Source organism: Campylobacter sp. IFREMER_LSEM_CL908 (assembly GCF_025771545.1).
In the GTDB taxonomy this organism is placed as follows: domain Bacteria; phylum Campylobacterota; class Campylobacteria; order Campylobacterales; family Campylobacteraceae; genus Campylobacter_D; species Campylobacter_D lari_D.
Genome location: NZ_JAKMQK010000004.1, coordinates 97,365 through 117,441, shown reverse-complemented (window position 1 = coordinate 117,441; position 20,077 = coordinate 97,365). Strand labels below are relative to the sequence as shown.

Below are 20,077 nucleotides of genomic sequence, written 5' to 3'. Positions count from 1 at the left end.
ATTGATACCTTTTTGGATTGCTTGTAAAGGGGATAGTAATTTTGAAGAAAAAAAGTAAATAGCAAAACATGAAATAAACAATATAATAATAGAAAAAATAATTTGCTTATATGCGTCTTTTAAAACCAACATTTCCAACTCATCTTGCTTTTGAGTTGCACAAGCAATATAGCTTACTTTAGCTTTTGAATTATCTATATTAGCGCAAATTCCAAATCTTTCTTCTTGTGTATCAACGCTTATATATTCAAATGTTTTATAATCTCCAAATTGTTGATGATATTTTTTTATCTCTTCTATACTTGGATGTTGAGTTAAGATTAGTGATTTATTATTTGAAGCAAAAGGAATAGAGCTTGTTGTATCAAAAACAAAAACATTTCCTGGAAGTTTTTCAAAGGTCTTTTGCAAAGATGTTAGTAGTAAATCAACACCTAAAACACCTATCAACTTACCATTTTTCTTAATCGGGGTAGAATAAGTAAAACTAGGTAATTTTGTAACAGAATCTTCATAAACATCACTTATAAACACTCCATCATTTGCAATAGCCCCTTTATACCAGTCTCTAGAAGTAGCATCGTAACTTGGATCATCATAAGAAGAAATTCCACCACCTCTTTTTCTAAAATTAACCCCTTTTTTATCAGAAACAGTATCACTTACAAGCATAGTTCCATCGGGAAAACCAACATAGACAGCTAAAGTATTTGATCCATCTTTAAAAATTTTTAAATCATCTCCTAGCATTTGCTCCATAGAATCAAAATTTAAAACTTGATTTTTTCCCAAAGAATCAATGTATTTTTTTATGGCAAGTAAAATATCTATATAGCCATCAACATATCCTTCTACTTGAGTTTCTGTGATCAATAAATAATCTTCATTCGCTTGTTTACTGTTTGAAATTAAATTATTTCTACTAGAAACAAATGCCATTATAGTGATTATTGATAAAGCTAAAAAGACAATAACACCAACAACAATGGACAATTTATTTTTCACACTCATTTGTGTATTTGCATTCATGTATCTCCTTTTTTGTATTTAAATTGAAGTATTTTAGTAAATATATTTTATCAAAAAAATAATAAATTTTAATAAAAATTATATATTATGACAAAATATTTGTTTATTATTTAAAATAATACTCTGCTGGTTTAGTGAAGAAAAATTAGGTATATAAGCATAACCACTAATAGGATTTATAACTATACATATATGCTGATCTTGTTTATTAGATAATCTTATAATGCAGTTATTATTAAAAGATGAGAGCTTATCATAAGGACGCATAGCATTTTTCAAAGGTGTATATAAGCGACCATAATCATCAAAAATTAAACGCGTACTTCCCTTGCAAGCACCTTCAAACAAAACTTTTGAAATACCATATGTTTTTTCTATATTATATTTTAAATTCGCCTTAGAATCATTTTGATTTATTACTCCGCTTTGTCCTGAGTTCATCAATAAGTTTGGATTAATTAAATCAACAGCTATTTCTCTGTCTTTATTAATCATGTTTTTACCTATATTTGCATTACCATCACCATTTTTATCTAAAAAAATAGTATAAGTTTGTTCATTATTTGTAGCTGACTTTGAGCGTATGAAATATAATTGCCATTTGGCTTTAAACCACTCTCGTTTAGCAATATTAAATTCTTTTACTCTAAAATCATTTTGTATTAATGCTAAATGTCTTGTGTATTTAATATCATTTAAAATTTGTTCAGCCCCTAAACGCAAATAGTCAGGTTTGTAATAAAAATACCCCATAGAAAACAATAAAGATAATATAATACAAACAAAAACTAATTCCATTAAAGTAAAAGCTTGTTTCATTTTATATAATAATAAATTTTATGCCTACCTAAACTAACATATATCTTACTAGTTTTTTTACTAGAATGAAGTTCTAATTTACCTTTGGAAATACCATAAAATTTAAGTCTTAAAGCTAACTCTTTATCTTTAGTGAAAATATGTGTAAAATTTCTTTGTTTTAACTTTAAAGACAATTCTTTAGCAATATGATAATCATAAGCAAAATGTTTTTTTGGATCTTTTAATAAATAATAAAAACTTTGATTAAAAATAATACCAAGATAAAAAAATAGTAAAAAAACCAAAGAGCATTCTATAAAAATTTTATGTTTTAGGCGTAATTGTGGCATTCTTGAGCGATAAGAAGACATTAAATAACGAACTAATAATGGAGTACAAACTACACAAAAAGGTAAAAAGTCTTCTAAAAAAAGTCTTTGTCTTATAGAAAAAATCAAACAAAAAACGAAAGTAGTTGCACTAATAAACCATAAAAGAGGTTTATCATCTTGTAAAAGAATTCTATAAATAACATAAAAAAAATAAAGAAAAATTAAAGGTGAAAAGCAAGCTGCAAAAATACCTAAAGTATCTAAAAAATATCCTTTAGGTTTTCCACTTGCATCAAAACCATAAATACTCATTGCAATAGCAAATAAAATCAAAGAGCATGCAATAAGTAATTTATCTTTTTTATATATAGCAAAAAAGAAAAAAGATAAATATAAAATTACAAAATTTCCATCTACAAAAAGAACTAAAAAAAACAAGATATAAAATAAAAAGAATTTTTTATATTCAAACAGCACCAAAATCAAAAGCGTAAAAAATATTACTATGCTAGATTCATTGATAAGCAAAGCGCTGGCTACACTACCAGGAAGCAATATAAAAAGCACAACAGAAATAAAAGCATCAAAAGAAGTTTTGGTGTATCTTAAAGCCAAAATATACAACAAAATACAACTTAAAGAATGCAACAAAACAAACGGAAGTCTTAATCCAAAATCATTTTGTCCAAGAAGAGCAGTACCAAATCTAGCAATCATAGCAATTAAGCTATGATCGTAAAAATAAATTTGTGCTTCATTGTAGCTGATAGATAAAGTGCTTACACCATATAATAAAGCACAAAAATCAAAAAATAAAACGGCTAATAAATACCTTTTCATTTTTGATTAGTCAAGTTTTACAGGCCCATTACTTGCGTGAGATTGTAAAAATCTTAAAATTCTATCTTTTTCCGCATCAGTGATTTTAGCAAAACCTTGCATAGCAGATAAATATGCATCCCATTCTTCCATTAAATGTTCTTTTGGTTTATGTGCTGCGTGACAACTTGTGCAAGTATCATAATAAGTTAATTCTATCTCATCCCAAGCAAGAATTTCTTGATCGGTCAAATCTTTACTTTTAACTAAAAATTCCATTTCATTACTTGCATTTTTACCATTTAAAGTAAGTAAAAGATAAATTCCATCTTTGGTATAAGCAAGGCTTTTTGGATTTGACTCCACAACCTCACCTTTGACTTTAATTAAAGAGTATTCACCTTCTTCTTTTATAAGCTCCACTTTAGAGCCTTCATAAATTTGTCCTACTACTTTTTTACTAGCACTATCTAAAAGATCTACTTTTTCATTAAAAATAAACATATCTTTAGCAAACAAAGCACTAGCTAAAAAAGTTAATGTCAATATAATTTTCTTCATTTTAAGCTCCTATGATTTCTGGTGGTGTAGTTGAATTATAAGGTTTTATAACTTCTTTTAGCTTTTTAATACCCACTAAGCAAGTATTTACACTAGTTGCTTGAGCCATAGTTGAAGTTGGTCTTGAGCTTGTTAAAACATTTACATGACCTGCATTACATCTTGGCTTGCTATCGCTTACATCTTCAGGGTCATACCAAGCACCTTCTTGGATACTAACAACTCCTTCCATGATATTATCTGTTACAAAAGCACCTGCTAAAAGTGATCCACGATCGTTATATACTTCTACAACTTCTCCGTGGGTAATACCAAGTTTTTTGGCATCATTTGTATTAATCATCACAGGTTCTCTACCTTGAATTTTATACAAATCTCTCACCCAAGTATTATCAAGTTGAGAATGCACTCTATATCTTGGATGTGGACTTACTAAATGGAAAGGAAATTTTTTAACTAATTTTTCATTACCCAGCCACTCTGCAGGCTCAAACCATGTTGGATGTGCTTTAAAATCATCTAAATTGTATTTTTCAAATTTTGGAGAATAAATTTGGATTTTTCCACTTTCTGTTGCAAGTTTATTTGCCACAGGATCGGCTCTAAATTCAGAGTGTCTTACAAAATTATAAGCTTCTTTTGGTGGTTCAAAATGGATAAAACCTTGTTTCCAAAAGTCAGCAAATTCCATATAATAAGGACAATCACTTCTTCCATAAAAACCTTCAAGCCATTGTTGTTTTGTTTTATTACCTGTAAATTTTTTATGCTCTCTCTCGCCAATTCTTTTTGCTAATTCTTCGAAAATATCATAGTCATTTCTACTTTCAAAATAAGGCTCAATTACTTTTTTCATAGCATAAACATAATCTTGAGAATAAGAGCCACCAAAGCTAATATCATCTCTTTCTAAAGTTGTAGTTGAAGGTAATACAATATCTGCCATTTTTGCCATAGGAGTCCACCAAGGCTCATGTACAATTAATGTATCAAGTGTTCTTAAAGCTTTGATAAGTTCATTTGTATTTGGATGATGGCCCAATACAGAAGCGCCCACTACATACATGAGTTTAATTTTAGGATAAGTGATTTCTTTACCTTTAAATTTAACTGTTTTACCTGGATTTAAAATAGCTTCTGAAACTCTACTTGCAGGAATATTAGTATCAAGATTATTTTTACCTTGTGGTAAACCTACTGGTAATCTTACACCTGAAAATGCTTGACCACCACCTGAATAATGCATAGAAAAACCAAATCCACCACCAGGTAAGCCTACTTGACCTATCATTGAAGCTAAAACCATTAAAGTCCAATCAGCTTGCTCACCATGGTGTGCTCTTTGCATAGCCCAGTTACCTGCTAAAAAGGTTCTATTTTTTACAAAAGTATCTGCTAATGCGGTAATAACTTTTTCTTCAACGCCGGTAATATTTGCAGCCCAAGCTGGAGTTTTATCAATACCATCAGTTTTTCCAAGCAAATAAGGTAAGAATTTGTCAAAACCATCAGTGTATTTTTCAATGAATTTTTTATCATATTTTCCACTTTTATATAAATAATTCATCATACCAAGCATTAAAGCAACATCAGTATTTGGACGAATCTTAATCCACTGGGCATTTAAAATTTCTGCTGTTTGAGTATATTGAGGATCAATAGTTATAAATTTAATTTTTGATTTGCTGTATTTTTTATAATAATCATCATTACCACGATTTGCAACTTTAAAATCAATTTGATTACATTTATAAAGATCAGCTCCCCATAAAACATAAACCTGAGTGTTTTCCAAAATAACTTCATGAGAAGTTTGTAAAGAATAAACTTCCAAATCTCCTACTATACTAGCATTTACTTTACCAGCAGCACCATTACTATACTCACCATCAGTACCAATATGGCCACCTAAAGCGGTATTAAAAAATCTTCCTGCTACTGAGTTACAATTGTGCAATAAACCTACATGTCCCCATGCACCATAACTTGCATTAAATAAATTTTCAATAGGGGTTTCTTTTAATTTTTCCAATACAAGCTCTAAAGCTTTCTCCCAACTTACTCTTACAAAAGGTTCTTTACCTCTTAATTTAGGTCTTTTTTTACCTTCTAAAAAGCTTTTTCTAACACAAGGATACTTTACCCTAGTGTCTGAATAAGTTCTATCGATAATGGCATCAGTTATTACTGAAGGATGTTTATCAGATTTTTGTGGAGTAACTTTTACTATTTTTCCTTCTGAATTTACTTCAGCCCAAAAAGCACCAAAGTGAGTTGCATGAGGAATTTTTTTAGTATCGTAAAATTTTGTTTGTGCTGCCATTAAAGGATTAACGGAAGCAACTGCTGAAGTTGCAGCAAGACCTTTTAAGAATTTTCTTCTTGTTAAACTCATGTTTGTCCTTCCTTTTAGTTTAGTATTTAATTATATTGTATTATTTATAGCTAATAATAAACTAAATTTTAATACTCCAGAAAAAATCAATCCATTCTTTAGCTTCTTTAATATAAAATTCAGGGATTAATAATGCTGAAGTTTTGTAAAAAACACTTGCTACTTTAAGCTCTAAATGAGGAAACTTTTGACTTAAGACTCTCTTAATTTCTATCATAGTTTCACCACTATCTATGATATCATCTACCAAAAGAACTTTTTTATATGAGCTAAGATCAGGAATATTAAAAATTTTAATCGTATCTAATTTTTGAGTATCTTCATAATGGATAGAATTTAAAGAAAATAAATTTCTATTACCCATACCTTCTGCTAAAAAATGGCCTAAAGTCATACCACCTCTTGCTATAGCAAGTAAAACATCGGGATTAAATTCCTCTTTTATTTTGCGCGTAAAAGGGATAATTTCTTTTTGAAATTCTTCATAAGCATAATAATACATAATCACTTCCTATAAAAATTGTAATAAAAATACCAATAATGAAATTGCACTTAAAATGATAATTCCAAGATTAATTTTATCAAATTCTTTTTGCATAATACGCATAAATAAATACGCAATAAAACCAAAAGCAAAACCTGTTGTAATAGAATAAGTCAGCGGCATCATAATAATAATAAAAAACGCACTCACAGCTATTGCTTTATCTTTAAAATTAATATTTGCAACTTCCATAAACATTAAAACTCCAACAAGAACCAATACAGGATAAATAGAATTTGCAGGAATAGCTTTAAATACCGGTAGTAAAAATAAAGTGAAAACAAAACATATAGCAGTAACTAAAGCTGTAAGACCTGTTCTACCGCCTGCTTCAACTCCCGCTGAACTCTCCACAAATGCCGTTACAGTAGAGGTGCCAACAACTGCTCCCATAGCTGAACTAACAGCATCTACTCCTAAAGTTTTTCCTAGTTTTTTATCACCTTGTTTTGGATCATCAAATATTTTTCCTCTTGAGCCTACGCCTGTGATTGTCCCTACGCTATCAAAAAGCTGAGTAACAAAAAAAGTAAGCACTATAGGAATCATACTAAGCTCTAAAGCTCCTTTAATATCAAGCTTACCAAATATTGCACTTAAGCCATTATCTCCGTTTATAACTGGCATCGATAAAAGTTGTTCTGGAAACCTAGCTCCATCAATACCAAAAATCCAAGCACACAAAGCACTTACAAAAACAGCTAAGATAAAAGCAGCTTTAATCCTCCAAGCCCAAAAAACAAAAACTAAAAACAAACCAAATAATCCAAAAAGTACTTTAGTGCTTGAAAAATCTCCCAAGCCTACTAAAGTTGCTTCGCTTTTGGTAATAATTCCCATTTGCACAAGTCCCATAAAAGCTATAAAAGTTCCAATACCCGCTGATATAGCTTTTCTTAGATCATTTGGTATGCTTTTTATAACCCAAATTCTAAAATTAGTAAAAGATAATAAAGTAAAAACAATACCTGATAAAAAAACAGCCCCCAAAGCACTTTGCCAAGGAATTTGATAAGTATTACACACGCTAAAAGTAAAATACGCATTTAATCCCATGCCTACACTCATAGCCACAGGAGTATTAGAGAAAAAAGCACTTAAAGTAGTAGCTATAATAGTTACCAAAGCGGTTGCTACGATTAAAGCTTCTAGTGGCATACCTGAATTGCTCATTATATTAGCATTAACTGGTATAATATAAATCATTGCTAAAAAGGTAGCAATACCTGCATAAATTTCAGTTTTTACATCGCTATTATGCTCTTTAAGTTTAAAAAAATCCATTTTAATCCTTAATAAATTTTTAGTTCATTATATAAACTATCTCGCTCTATTGCTATATAACCTGAACTTTGAATCATCTCTATGAAGGTTTTTAAACTTAAGCCATTTGAGCTTTTTGCTCCGCCTGCACTTTGTATGCTTTCTTTTTCTATGGTACCATCTAAATCATTTGCGCCAAAATCTTGAGCCACCATAGCTAAATTTATACCCATAGTTGCCCAATAAGCTTTGATATTTTTAATATTATCAAGCACTATTCTTGCTATAGCTAAAGTTTTTAAAATTTCCACCGAGCCAAGTGGCTTTTTACCTGCAATAAAACTATTATCTTGTTGCCAAACTAAAGGAATAAAAGCATTAAACCCACTTGTTTGATCTTGGAGATTTCTTAATCTTATCATGTGATTAATTCTATTTTCTCTACTTTCTATATGCCCAAATAACATAGTAGCATTACTTTGTTTGCCTTTTTCATGCCAAAGTTTGTGAATTTTTAGCCAATTTTCACTACTTACCTTACCATGACAAATTCTTTTTCTAACTTCTTCATCAAAAATTTCAGCTCCACCACCTGGCATAGAATCAACACCATACTCAAGCATTTTTTCTATTACTTCTTCATAACTCATATCAAAAGCTCTACTTAAAAAATCAACCTCAGCAGCAGTTAGAGCTTTAATGTGTAAAAATGGATATTTTTCTTTAATCATTTTAAAAATTTCTAAATACCACTGCCATGATGTATTTTTATTGTGCGCTGAAACAATATGAATTTCTTTCGTATCTCTTAAAACTGTCTCATCAACTATTTTCATTATCTCTTCATGTGTCATAGTGTAAGGATTAGGATTTTTCCTATGTGCTGAAAAAGCACAAAATTTACAAGTATCTGCACATATATTTGTAGGATTAATATGTCGATTGATATTAAAATAAACCTTTTTGCCATGCAAATTAGTACGAATTTTTTGTGCATATTTAGCTAGAGTAAAAAGCTCTAAATCCCAAAGTTTATTAGCCTCTTCTTCGTTTAATCTTTCTTGATTTTCTAATTTTTCTATAATTGTTTGCATATTCTTACCATATTTTTAATTTTAAACTACAATTATAATTTTAACTTACTTAAAATTTAATACAAAGTATTTTTTGGTATGATTTTAATAAAAATTTAAAGCAAGGAATAATTTTCAAAAATGGATATGCAAAAAATTCAAAAATTAAAAAATTCTTTAAAAGACTATGAAGCATATTGTTCTAGACTTTTTTTAAAGCAAGGCTCTTTTAGCTTTTACCATTCTAAAGAGATTGATCGTTTTATAGAAGATATTTATGAGCTTGTTTTAAATGATTTTTTTGATGATTTTTTTCCACATAATGACAAAATTCCTTTTTGTATTATCGCCATTAAACAATATGCTAAAATGAATTTAAGCATAAAAGAAAATATTGATTTATTACTTATTTATAAAGATATAAAAGCTTATAATATTAAGCCTTTAATGAAAGCATTTATTACTTTTTTAAACGATATTGGTTTAAGCATTAACTATCAAATTTGTGAAATAAATGGACTTTATAATATAGCTAAAAATGAGCTTAAACAAAATATTTTACAATACCGCTATATTAGCGGCTCTAAGATTTTATTTAAACAAATCAAAGAAAAAATTTCCCAAGCTCAAGATGAGTTAAAAGAAGAATTTGCTCTAAAAATCTTGCAAGAATTTAACCCTTATTATCAACCCTTAATCAAGCAAGAATTTGATATTAATAAAAATTTTGGCGGTTTAGATGAGCAACTTAATATAGAAAATTTAAATATTTTATTTAAAGATTCTCCCAAAAATTATATGCTTAATTTTATCAATGAAAAAGAATTTAGCGAATTTAAGCTTGCGAGTGATTTTTTATTTTCACTTAAATGTGCAATGAATCTTTTAGAAGGTAAAAACACAAATTTATTTTTAATACAAAATTCACAAGAACTTGCTAACTTAATGCATAAAAAAGAAAAGAAAAATTTAGATCTTAAATCCATACTCATTCAAAAAGCAATGCAAAGTATGCAAATTTGTGGAATTTATACACATTTTTTAGCAAGGTGCATCCAAGAAAAACATTATAAAGAAAATAAACTTTATGAAATACAAGATAACTTTTTTACTCATTCAGATGAAAATGAAAATTTAAATTTAATACTCAATCGACTTTTAAAACTAGAAGATGAGGATTTTATTTTTGATATTAAACTAATTTTTGCATTAAAAAGAGCAAAAAATAATGATGAAAATTTGGAGTTATTTAAAGGTATATTAGAAAAAAAACATTCTTTTAGTATTTTAAAACTACTAAACAATGCAAACATTTTAAAAGATTTTTGCAAACCATTAATTCAAAGTAAATTTTTACTCGAAGAAGAAGGTATTTATAGTGCATTAGATAGAGCATTACTTTGCTTAAAATACTTTGAAGAAAAAGATTGCAAATTTGATAAAAAAACACTTCTAATAATAAAGCTTACCATACTTTTAAGTGCTATTCATGAAGAAAATGAAATTTCTTTAGCTAATATTTACAGAGCTTATGTTGGAAAATTCCAAGTTGATAATGAACTTTTAGATTTTGGCTTAAGATTATTTAAAAATTTCAATGCTTTTAAAGATATTATAGAAAAAGAAGATATTTATAATTCTACTATTGTATTAAATTTTATTTCCAAATTAAATGATACTCATACCCTAAAAACCTTACATCTTTTATCTTTTTGCAATGCTAAAGCTTTGGGTATAGAAAATCATTTTTATTATAAAAGTTTAGAAAGATTGTTTCAAAATGCACTAGAAGGTTTTGAGGATGAAAATTTAATTGATGAGAGTCAAAGAAGGGTAAAAAAAGAACAAACTCTAAAAAGAAGCAAGGCTTTTTTAGATCTTGATGAGCAAACTCAAAACAATATCACTCATATTAAATCTAATCTCTTTTTTATAAAAAATAGCTTTGAAAAAATTATTAAAATAACACAGATTGCGCAAAAAGAAAATTTTACTTTTTGGCTTGACAATCAAGATAATTTTACTCTAGAGCTTATAATGAATAGAAAAAATAATCTTGAAAATATACTCAACACTTTAAGTTCTTTAAATTTAGTCTTTATGAGTTTTTTTGAATTATTTGATGAAAAAGTTTATCTGAAATTTGAATATTCAGATATAGTAAGTGATAATCAAAAACAAAGTTTAGAAAATTTACTTAATTCTAAATTGCATTTAAAAGTACAAAAAAAGGCAAAAAAACCAAACATTAAAAAAGATGAATTAAAATTAGACATGAATTATTCCAAAAGCTATGCCAAAATAACCTTAAACACAAAAGATCAAAAAGGTTTAATGGCTTATGTAATGGATGTACTTGCAAGATATGATATTATCTTAAGTGCAGCAAAAATTCAAACCATAAAAGAAAGAACGCGAAATGTTTTGATTTTGCATAAAAATGAAAGCTTGCAAGATCATAAAGATCAAATTCTTAAATCACTAATAAGCGAGTAAAAGATGTGTGGAATAGTAGGTTATATAGGAACTAAAGAAAAGAAAAAAATCATATTAGAAGGTTTAAAAGAGCTTGAATACAGAGGCTACGATAGCGCCGGTATAGCAGTAATGAAAGATGGAGAATTAGACTTTTTTAAAGCAGTTGGAAAATTAGAAAATTTAGCTAATAAGACTGCTAATTTTAATAGTGATGGATTTGGGCTTGCTATAGGCCATACGCGTTGGGCAACTCATGGAAAACCAACCGAAATAAATGCGCATCCACATTTAGGACAATACTCTTGTGTAATACATAATGGAATCATAGAAAATTACCAAGAATTAAAAACAAAACTCACACAAGAAGGTATTAATTTTCTAAGTCAAACTGACACTGAAGTTATTGTACATTTATTTGAATATCATGCGAGTAATTTAGAACCATTTGAAGCTTTTAAAAAGACCATAGCTGAACTAAAAGGTGCTTTTGCAATCTTGCTTGTGAGTAAAAAAGATCCTAATACAATTTATTTTGCTAAAAATGCTGTGCCACTCATCATCGGAAAAAATGGCGATGAAAATGAATATTATTTTGCATCAAGTGATGCACCTTTAGTTTCTTTAGTGGATAAAGTAGCTTATCTTGAAGATGGAGATTATGGATATGTTAATTTAAATGAATGCAAAATTTGTCACGATCAAGCTTGCGTACAACCTACTTTTGTGGCTTTAAGTCAAGATAAAAGTTATGCTCAAAAAGATGGTTATAGATTTTTCATGGAAAAAGAAATTTATGAGCAAAGTAGAGTTTTAGGTGAAGTTTTAATGGGACGCTTGCAAGGTGAGCAGATTGTTTTTGAAGATATAGATGAAGTTCTTTTACAAAACATAGATGAAATCACACTTTGTGCTTGTGGTACAAGTTATCATGCAGCATTAAGTGGGGCTTATTTACTTGAAAGACTTGCAAAGATTAAAACTAAAGTTGAAGTAGCAAGTGAATTTAGATACAGAGAAGCCATTATAGGTAAAAATACTCTTTTTGTAGTAATCTCACAAAGTGGTGAAACAGCTGATACACTAGAAGCTTTAAAAATAGCAAAAACACAAGGAGTTAAAACTTTAGCAATATGTAATGTGGATAATTCTAACATCGTACGTTTGGCTGATATATCTTTACTTACTAGAGCGGGCATTGAAAAAGGTGTAGCTTCAACTAAAGCATTTGCCACTCAAGTAGCAACTTTATGGATGCTTGCAATCTATCTTGCACAAAAAGCAAATTTAGATATGAGTAAAGAAATCAAAGCTCTAAGAAGCTTGCCAAGTATAGTTAAAGTTGAACAAAACTTACATGAAAAAGTACATAGAATTTCAAAAAGATACCTACATGGCCATGGCTTTTTCTTTATAGGAAGAGATGTATTTTATCCATTAGCACTAGAAGGAGCTTTAAAACTTAAAGAAATTTCATACTTACATGCTGAAGGCTATCCAGCAGGAGAGATGAAACATGGACCTATTGCTCTAGCAGATAGTGAGCTTTTTACCGTTGCATTAATGCCGCAAAATTGTCTTTATGAAAAAACTAAATCAAATGTAGAAGAATTAGCTGCAAGGGATTCTACTTTACTTGCTATCTCTCCACTTGATTTTGATTTAAGTGATGATTTTATAAAAACTTCAAAACAAGAGCACTATATGTGCGAATTTTTCGAAATGATGGTAATCTTACAACTTCTAGCTTTAGAAGTTTCTATAAGACTTGGCAATGATGTGGATATGCCAAGAAATCTAGCAAAAAGTGTTACAGTAGAATAATATTTGTGTAGTTTTGAAAAAAACTACACCTTTCTTCAAAAATTTTATAAATACTTCTTAAATTATAAGCAAACTTTAGGGTTTATTTAGTTTAAATATCACAACTTATTTTATTACAAGGAAAGGCCATGGAATACAGAATCGAACACGATACTATGGGAGAGATTAAAGTTCCTAATGATAAATATTGGGGAGCACAAACTGAAAGAAGTTTTGAAAATTTTAAAATTGGTTGTGAAAAAATGCCAAAAGTTTTAATTTATGCTTTTGCAAATCTTAAAAAATCTTTGGCTTTGGTAAATAATAAACTTGGCAAATTAGATGATGTTAAAAAAAATGCTATCGTGCAAGCTTGCGATGAAATTGTAGCAGGAAAATTTGACGATAATTTCCCATTAGCAATATGGCAAACAGGTTCAGGCACTCAAAGCAATATGAATATGAATGAAGTTATAGCAAACCGTGCAACTGAAATTATGGGTGGAGATTTTAGAAAAGAAAAGCTTGTTCATCCAAATGATCATGTAAATATGAGTCAAAGTTCAAATGATACTTTTCCAACTGCTATGAGTATAGTTTCGGTAGAGCAAGTAGAGAAAAAACTTATCCCTGCTTTAGATGAGCTTATTGCAACTTTTGAAAAAAAAGTAAAAGAATTTGAAGGAATTATTAAAATAGGAAGAACTCACCTTCAAGATGCTACACCACTTACCCTAGCTCAAGAATTTAGCGGATATCTTTCTATGTTACTTCACTCAAAAGAGCAAATCATCGCTTCTTTACCTACATTAAGAGAACTTGCAATAGGTGGGACAGCTGTTGGTACAGGATTGAATGCGCATCCAGAACTTAGTGAAAAAGTAAGTGAAGAATTAAGCAAGCTAATAGGCACTAAATTTGTTTCAAGTCCAAATAAATTCCATGCCCTAACAAGCCATGATGCAATTAATTTTACTCATGGGGCCATGAAAGGCTTAGCTGCAAATTTAATGAAAATAGCAAATGATATTAGATGGCTAGCAAGTGGTCCTAGATGTGGTCTTGGGGAATTAAACATACCTGAAAATGAGCCAGGAAGTTCTATCATGCCAGGCAAGGTTAATCCTACTCAATGCGAAGCTTTAACTATGGTTGCAGTGCAAGTTATGGGAAATGATGCGACTATTGGCTTTGCAGCAAGCCAAGGAAATTTCGAGCTTAATGTTTTCAAACCTGTGATTATTTATAACTTCTTGCAAAGCCTTGATTTATTAGCTGATGCTATGCATTCATTTAATATCCATTGTGCTGTTGGTATAGAGCCAAATAAAGAAAAAATTGATTTTAACTTGCATAATTCTTTAATGCTAGTAACTGCATTAAATCCACACATTGGCTATGAAAATGCAGCTAAAGTAGCAAAAAATGCTCATAAAAAAGGTATTTCTTTAAAAGAAAGTGCTATGGAACTTGGCTTAGTAAGCGAAGAAGACTTTGCTAAATTTGTAGATCCTACAAAAATGATAGGAGTAAAAAAATAATCAAAAGACTAGGAATAACCCTAGTCTTTTTAAGGATTTAGATGATTTATGAAAATGATTTTTTATTTATAGAAAAAGAAGATTCTCAAATTCCTTGGGTAAAAATTTTTACTAAAGAAAATTACAGAGAATTAAGTGATTGTCCAGCCTTTTTGCAAAATATGCTTTTTCAGTATGTTTTAGCTTGTGAGTTAAGCCTTAGAGAATACTACAACCCAGAAAAAATCAACATAGCTTCCTTTGCAAACTATGTGCCAAGAGTGCATTTTCATGTTATGGCACGCTTTAAAGAAGATGGGTTTTTTCCTGAAAGTATGTGGGGAAAACAACAAAGAGAAATTAAGGATTTAAAATTGCCTGATTTTGAAGGATTTGTATCAATTTTACTTAAAAAAATAAACAATATTCATGTTTAAAAATTTATTAATTCTAGTTATCAAATCCTATTACATTATCTACTTAGGATTATTTTAGTATAAAAATCATATAAGTTTAAAATATGAGAAAATCAAACTATAAGCTTGATAATAATTCATCTTTGTTTTTATAAAAGGTCAAATAACTTTTTTTAAAACTCATGTTTTTATTAAAAACAGCAAATAAATTATTTAGTATAATAAACTAAAATTTCAAAAAAGAAAGGTTTAAATTATGAAGCAATTGTTATTTTTACTTACACTTTGCTCATTTGCATTTTCCACGCAATGTGAGGTTAAAATAAAGCAAATTCAAAAAGAAATAGCTTATGCTAAAAATTACAATCATCAAGAAAAAGCTTTAAGTTTAGAATTAGTCTTAAAAGAAGTCCAGGCAGATTGCGCAAAAGATCCTCTTTTTTATGATAAAAAATTAGAGGCCAAAAAACTTAAAGAGCAAGAGATAGAAAAAATCGAACAAGAGTTAAAAGAATTAAAAAAACAAAAAGATTATATGAGTAAAACAGAGTATAAAAATAAAAAACAAACTTTAAAAGACAAAAAAGACAAAATCAAAAAAGAGATTGAAGAATACATCAACAAACTCTAATTTAATTCCAAATTTGCCACCATTTTTTATTTTGTTGTTTTAATTTTTGCATTAAAATATTTTGATTTTTTAATGCAAACTCATTTTCTCCATCAAGCTTTGGTAATTCTTTGGTATATTCTAAAACTTGCTTACCCAATCATTTTATTAAAAAATTCTATAGCCTTTTGATAATCTTCCAAATTCTCAAAGTCACTTCTTAATCAAGAGCTAGATCAATACAAGTTTACAATTTTTTTAAGGCTTTTATTTGCTTATCTAAAAGTATATAAACTCTAGCTCTGTTAAAATATACTAAATAATATGTATTATCTAGTACATGGTTTTATTGAAAGCCAAAAGTACTTCTTGAAATTTCAAACAATTAAATCCACAAAACGCTCTATTATGATAAGCCTCTAAAAGCAAACGCTCTTTATCCTCATCATCTATAAAAATCACTTTACCATCTTGCGCTAGTGTAACTTCACCTTTACGAAAAGCTATAAGCTCGCTTAAAACTTCATCGCATTTTTCAAATTCTGAATTTTCAAAATATTCTTTAGCTAAATCTGATAACTCAGTAATTAAATTATCCAAATCTTAACCCTAGTTTTGATTTTCTTTATTTAAACTTTTCAAAAATTCTTCTATATTATATTTTGTTCTATAAGTTTCACTCATTAAGTGAATCAAAATATCTCCTAAATCAAGTACAGTCCATTCTTCACTACTTTCTATATTTAAAAACTCCTCACCTTTGCTTTTAAGATTAGTTTTTAAATCATCAATCAAAGAAAGCGCGTGTCTTTCCCCCATAGTAGTAGCAATCACTACAAATTTAACAAAATAATCCTTATCTTGCATATCAAAGCTTTCTATTAAATCTGCCTTTTTATCATCTAAAATCTGCACTATATTATTAATTCTTTCTTGCATTGTTTTCCTTTTGTTAAATATTTTTAAATTTAGAATAATAAAGCTTAACTTCTTCTTTGATTTGCTCACAAACTTGCGTTGTTTGTAAAGTTTGTCTTATAAAAGATGAAGAGATATTTACTTTAGTATCTAAAGTTTTAAAATGTTTTGGTATAAAAATATCATCTCTTTTAGCTATAACAAATTCTACCAAATTTTGCAATCTTTCAAATTCATGCCATTTTTCAAGACTTTGCAAATGATCAGCTCCTAAAATAAGATAAAATTTTGAAATTTCATATTGCTTATATAAAAATTCAACACTTTCTATACTAGGCACAGGTCTTTGCTTTTTTATTTCAAAATCACAAATTTCAACTTTTATTAAGCTTCCCCAAATTTCCTTGCACCATTTTAAGCGTCTTTGTTCATCTGCAGTAAATTCTTGTTTAAAAAGACTAATAAAAGTAGGCATAATAATGAGCTTATCAAGCTCTAAATTTTCTAATGCATTTAAGACTATAGCATTATGACCTAAATGAGGCGGATCAAAACTACCGCCAAAAAGTGCGATTTTCATTAAAATTTAACCTTTTTTTAGTAGAATTTTATCTACTTAATCATAAAAAGGAAATGAAAATGGCTGTAAAAGTTGCAATAAATGGCTTTGGACGCATTGGAAGATGTGTTGCAAGAATTATCATGAAACGCGATGATATAGAACTTGTAGCGATTAATGATACTACTGATATTGAACTCACAAAATATCTTTTTAAATACGACACCGTTCATGGGGTATATGATGGTAGTGTTGAAAATGAAAATGATGATTTAATAATTGATAATAAAAAAATAAAAGTTTTAAAAAGTAGAAATGTAGCAGATTTGGACTTTGCAAAATATGGCGCACAAATTGTTTTAGAGTGTACCGGTGCACACTTAACTATGGAAAAATGTCAAGGATTTTTAGATCATGGGGTGCAAAAAGTCATCATGAGTGCACCTGCAAAAGATAAAACTCCAACCTATGTTTTAGGAGTAAATGCACATGAATACAAAGGCGAAAATATCATCTCAAATGCAAGTTGTACCACCAACTGCCTAGGACCAATTTGTAGAGTTTTACAAGATAATTTTGGCATAGAAAAAGGTTTAATGACTACTATACATGCTTACACCAATGGTCAAAGTATTATTGATGCAAAAGCAAGAGATAAAAGAAGATCACGCGCTGCTGCACAAAATATCATCCCTACTTCTACCGGTGCAGCAAAAGCTATGAAGCTTGTTATGCCTGAACTTGATGGAAAATTACATGGTCAAAGCATGCGTGTGCCTGTAGCTGATGTATCAACTGTGGATTTAACTGCAACTTTAAAGAAAAAAGTAAGTAAAGAAGAAATCAATGAAGCCTTTAGAAAAGCAGCTGCTAGTAATTTAAAAGGCATATTATTAGTTGATGATGAAGAAAGAGTTTCAAGTGATTTTATAACTTGCTCTTATGGTGCAATTGTAGCAAGTGATTTAACTCAAGTAATTTGTGATGATTTTGTTAAAGTGGTTGCTTGGTATGATAATGAATGGGGTTATTCTTCTCGTTTAGTAGATATGGCAGTATTTATAGCAAAGGCTTAAGATGAGTAGTATTTTATCGATTAAAGATATTGATCTTGCAAAGAAAAAAGTATTTATAAGATGTGATTTTAATGTTCCTCAAGATGAGTTTTTAAATATCACCGACGATCGTCGTATTCGCTCGGCCATCCCTACTATAAGGTATTGTTTAGATAATGGCTGTGCGGTTATTTTAGCTTCACATTTAGGGCGTCCAAAAGAAATAGCTTCAAAATACTCTTTAGAACCAGTTGCAAAAAGACTTGCACGCTTAATGGCTAAAGAAGTCATCATGGCTAAAGATGTTATAGGTGAAGATGCAAAGAAAAAAGCTAGCGAATTAAAATCAAGTGAAATTTTGCTTTTAGAAAATTTACGCTTTGAAAAGGGTGAAACTAAGAATGATGAAAATTTAGCCAAAGAACTTGCTTCTATGGCTGATGTTTATATTAATGATGCTTTTGGGGTTTGTCATAGAGCCCATGCTAGCGTTGAAGCTATTACAAAATACTTTGATAATACAAACAAGGGTGCGGGATTTTTACTCCAAAAAGAAATTGAGTTTGCAAGCAATCTTATCAAACACCCTGCGCGTCCTTTTGTAGCCGTAGTAGGTGGTTCTAAAGTAAGTGGAAAATTACAAGCTTTGACTAACTTACTTCCAAAAGTAGATAAATTAATCATAGGTGGAGGTATGGCCTTTACTTTCTTAAAAGCTCAAGGTTATGATATAGGAAATTCTCTTTTAGAAGAAGATTTAATTGAAGAAGCAAATAAAATCTTACTCAAAGGTAAAAATCTAGGTGTAAAAATTTACCTTCCTGTGGATGTTACAGCAGCACAAACTTGCTCCCAAGAGGCAGTGATGAAATACACCCCTGTGCAAGAAATTCCTGCAGGTTGGATGGGACTTGATATAGGTCCTGCTAGCGTAAGATTATTTAAAGAAGCACTTTCTGATGCTCAAACTATATGGTGGAATGGGCCTATGGGGGTTTTTGAAATCGATAAATTCTCAAAAGGTAGCATTAAAATGAGCCATTATATTAGTGAATCTCACGCAACAACTGTAATAGGTGGTGGCGATACTGCTGATGTTGTAGCAAGAGCTGGTGATGCTGATGAGATGACTTTCATTTCAACTGGCGGTGGAGCATCATTAGAACTTATAGAAGGAAAAGAACTTCCTGGTGTAAAACCTTTGACCATAAAGGATAATGAATGATTTTTGCAGCAAATTTAAAGTGCAATCATACAAGATCAAGCTTTGAACTTTACGCTCAAGAATTAAACCAAAATTTAAACAAAGAAGATGAAATTTTCATCTTCCCACCTAGCATAGCTTTTTTAAAAGACAATTTTTCATTTCAGCAAGGCGCGCAGAATTTCTACCCTTGTGAAAATGGAGCCTATACCGGAGAAATTGGTAAAATTCACTTAGAAGAATTTAATATCAAAAGTGTTTTAATAGGTCATTCTGAAAGAAGAGCTTTAAATGAAAATGAAAGCTTTTTAAAAGCTAAATTTGATTTTGCAAAAAATCTTGATTTTAATATCATTTATTGTATAGGCGAAAGTTTAGAAACCAAAAATACTAATAAAAGCTTAGATTTTTTAAAAAAACAAATTGAAAATATTGATTTATCTTATAAAAAACTTATCATAGCATATGAGCCTATTTATTCTATAGGCACAGGAGTTAGTGCTAATCTTGATGATATTAATACCATACTTAATTTTTTAAGAGAATTTACTAACGCTAAGCTTTTATATGGCGGAAGTGTTAATCAAAACAATATTAAAGAAATTTGTGCTTTAAAAAATTGTGATGGAGTATTAATAGGTTCAGCCGCATTAAATGCAAATGATTTTTTAAATATGATACAAATAGCCAAAGGTTAAAA

Annotated in this window: 20 protein-coding genes; 8 read left to right on the top strand and 12 right to left on the bottom strand. The window is 29.4% G+C overall.

Annotated features, from left to right (window positions below; genetic code table 11):
* From L8U04_RS02630 to mqnE, 8 genes are all read right to left on the bottom strand, one after another.
* A partial coding sequence (locus tag L8U04_RS02630; RefSeq protein WP_263709340.1) for a cache domain-containing protein occupies window positions 1–1,029 on the bottom strand: 1,029 nt, incomplete at its 3' end.
* Window positions 1,030–1,107: 78 nt separating this feature from the next.
* Complete coding sequence (locus L8U04_RS02625; protein ID WP_263661044.1) at window positions 1,108–1,848, bottom strand: Tfp pilus assembly protein FimT/FimU; 741 nt, start codon at window positions 1,846–1,848, stop codon at window positions 1,108–1,110.
* Window positions 1,845–3,002, bottom strand: a complete 1,158-nt coding sequence (locus tag L8U04_RS02620) for a hypothetical protein (RefSeq protein WP_263661045.1) — start codon at window positions 3,000–3,002, stop codon at window positions 1,845–1,847. The genes L8U04_RS02625 and L8U04_RS02620 overlap by 4 nt, the downstream gene beginning before the upstream one ends.
* A gap of 6 nt (window positions 3,003–3,008) precedes the next feature.
* Entirely contained in the window at window positions 3,009–3,542 is a 534-nt protein-coding gene (locus L8U04_RS02615) for a hypothetical protein (protein ID WP_133319345.1), read from the bottom strand.
* A 1-nt stretch (window position 3,543) separates the two neighbouring features.
* Window positions 3,544–5,937 (bottom strand): molybdopterin guanine dinucleotide-containing S/N-oxide reductase, encoded by a 2,394-nt coding sequence (locus L8U04_RS02610; RefSeq protein WP_263661046.1) that lies wholly within the window; start codon window positions 5,935–5,937, stop codon window positions 3,544–3,546.
* A 61-nt stretch (window positions 5,938–5,998) separates the two neighbouring features.
* Entirely contained in the window at window positions 5,999–6,439 is a 441-nt protein-coding gene (locus L8U04_RS02605; protein ID WP_133319347.1) for a phosphoribosyltransferase, read from the bottom strand.
* A 9-nt stretch (window positions 6,440–6,448) separates the two neighbouring features.
* Window positions 6,449–7,765: an NCS2 family permease gene (locus L8U04_RS02600; protein WP_263661047.1), complete on the bottom strand. Its 1,317-nt coding sequence runs from the start codon at window positions 7,763–7,765 to the stop codon at window positions 6,449–6,451.
* Window positions 7,766–7,773: 8 nt separating this feature from the next.
* A complete protein-coding gene (mqnE, locus tag L8U04_RS02595; RefSeq protein ID WP_263709339.1) occupies window positions 7,774–8,838 on the bottom strand; it encodes an aminofutalosine synthase MqnE in 1,065 nt (354 codons plus the stop codon).
* 126 nt (window positions 8,839–8,964) lie between these two features.
* Here mqnE and L8U04_RS02590 point away from each other — a divergent pair, with 126 nt between their 5' ends.
* The 5 genes from L8U04_RS02590 (at window position 8,965) to L8U04_RS02570 (ending at window position 15,662) form a co-directional block, all read left to right on the top strand.
* Window positions 8,965–11,313: a nucleotidyltransferase gene (locus L8U04_RS02590; RefSeq protein ID WP_412175289.1), complete on the top strand. Its 2,349-nt coding sequence runs from the start codon at window positions 8,965–8,967 to the stop codon at window positions 11,311–11,313.
* Between the two features lie 3 nt (window positions 11,314–11,316).
* On the top strand, window positions 11,317–13,116 hold the full coding sequence (gene glmS, locus L8U04_RS02585) for a glutamine--fructose-6-phosphate transaminase (isomerizing) (RefSeq protein ID WP_263709338.1): 1,800 nt from the start codon (window positions 11,317–11,319) through the stop codon (window positions 13,114–13,116).
* 128 nt (window positions 13,117–13,244) lie between these two features.
* Entirely contained in the window at window positions 13,245–14,636 is a 1,392-nt protein-coding gene (gene fumC / locus L8U04_RS02580) for a class II fumarate hydratase (protein WP_263709337.1), read from the top strand.
* A gap of 41 nt (window positions 14,637–14,677) precedes the next feature.
* Window positions 14,678–15,052 carry an HIT family protein gene (locus tag L8U04_RS02575; protein ID WP_263661051.1) on the top strand — a complete coding sequence of 125 codons (375 nt, stop codon included), beginning with the start codon at window positions 14,678–14,680 and terminating at the stop codon, window positions 15,050–15,052.
* Between the two features lie 235 nt (window positions 15,053–15,287).
* Window positions 15,288–15,662 carry a DUF1090 domain-containing protein gene (locus L8U04_RS02570; RefSeq protein ID WP_263709336.1) on the top strand — a complete coding sequence of 125 codons (375 nt, stop codon included), beginning with the start codon at window positions 15,288–15,290 and terminating at the stop codon, window positions 15,660–15,662.
* A gap of 1 nt (window position 15,663) precedes the next feature.
* On the opposite strand, the gene L8U04_RS02565 is transcribed toward L8U04_RS02570, so the two are convergent.
* The 4 genes from L8U04_RS02565 to nadD form a co-directional block, all read right to left on the bottom strand.
* Complete coding sequence (locus tag L8U04_RS02565) at window positions 15,664–15,801, bottom strand: hypothetical protein (RefSeq protein WP_263709335.1); 138 nt, start codon at window positions 15,799–15,801, stop codon at window positions 15,664–15,666.
* A gap of 173 nt (window positions 15,802–15,974) precedes the next feature.
* Window positions 15,975–16,241: a hypothetical protein gene (locus tag L8U04_RS02560; protein WP_263709334.1), complete on the bottom strand. Its 267-nt coding sequence runs from the start codon at window positions 16,239–16,241 to the stop codon at window positions 15,975–15,977.
* A 9-nt stretch (window positions 16,242–16,250) separates the two neighbouring features.
* Window positions 16,251–16,580 carry a ribosome silencing factor gene (gene rsfS, locus L8U04_RS02555; protein ID WP_133319354.1) on the bottom strand — a complete coding sequence of 110 codons (330 nt, stop codon included), beginning with the start codon at window positions 16,578–16,580 and terminating at the stop codon, window positions 16,251–16,253.
* A 13-nt stretch (window positions 16,581–16,593) separates the two neighbouring features.
* Window positions 16,594–17,139, bottom strand: coding sequence for a nicotinate (nicotinamide) nucleotide adenylyltransferase (gene nadD / locus L8U04_RS02550; protein WP_220566299.1), 546 nt, complete (start codon window positions 17,137–17,139; stop codon window positions 16,594–16,596).
* 59 nt (window positions 17,140–17,198) lie between these two features.
* Here nadD and gap point away from each other — a divergent pair, with 59 nt between their 5' ends.
* The 3 genes from gap to L8U04_RS02535 are packed head-to-tail and all read left to right on the top strand — an operon-like array spanning window position 17,199 to window position 20,075.
* Complete coding sequence (gene gap, locus L8U04_RS02545; RefSeq protein ID WP_220566300.1) at window positions 17,199–18,194, top strand: type I glyceraldehyde-3-phosphate dehydrogenase; 996 nt, start codon at window positions 17,199–17,201, stop codon at window positions 18,192–18,194.
* Window position 18,195: 1 nt separating this feature from the next.
* On the top strand, window positions 18,196–19,398 hold the full coding sequence (locus L8U04_RS02540; RefSeq protein ID WP_263659824.1) for a phosphoglycerate kinase: 1,203 nt from the start codon (window positions 18,196–18,198) through the stop codon (window positions 19,396–19,398).
* Window positions 19,395–20,075 carry a triose-phosphate isomerase gene (locus tag L8U04_RS02535; RefSeq protein WP_263665544.1) on the top strand — a complete coding sequence of 227 codons (681 nt, stop codon included), beginning with the start codon at window positions 19,395–19,397 and terminating at the stop codon, window positions 20,073–20,075. The genes L8U04_RS02540 and L8U04_RS02535 overlap by 4 nt, the downstream gene beginning before the upstream one ends.
* Window positions 20,076–20,077 lie beyond the last annotated feature (2 nt).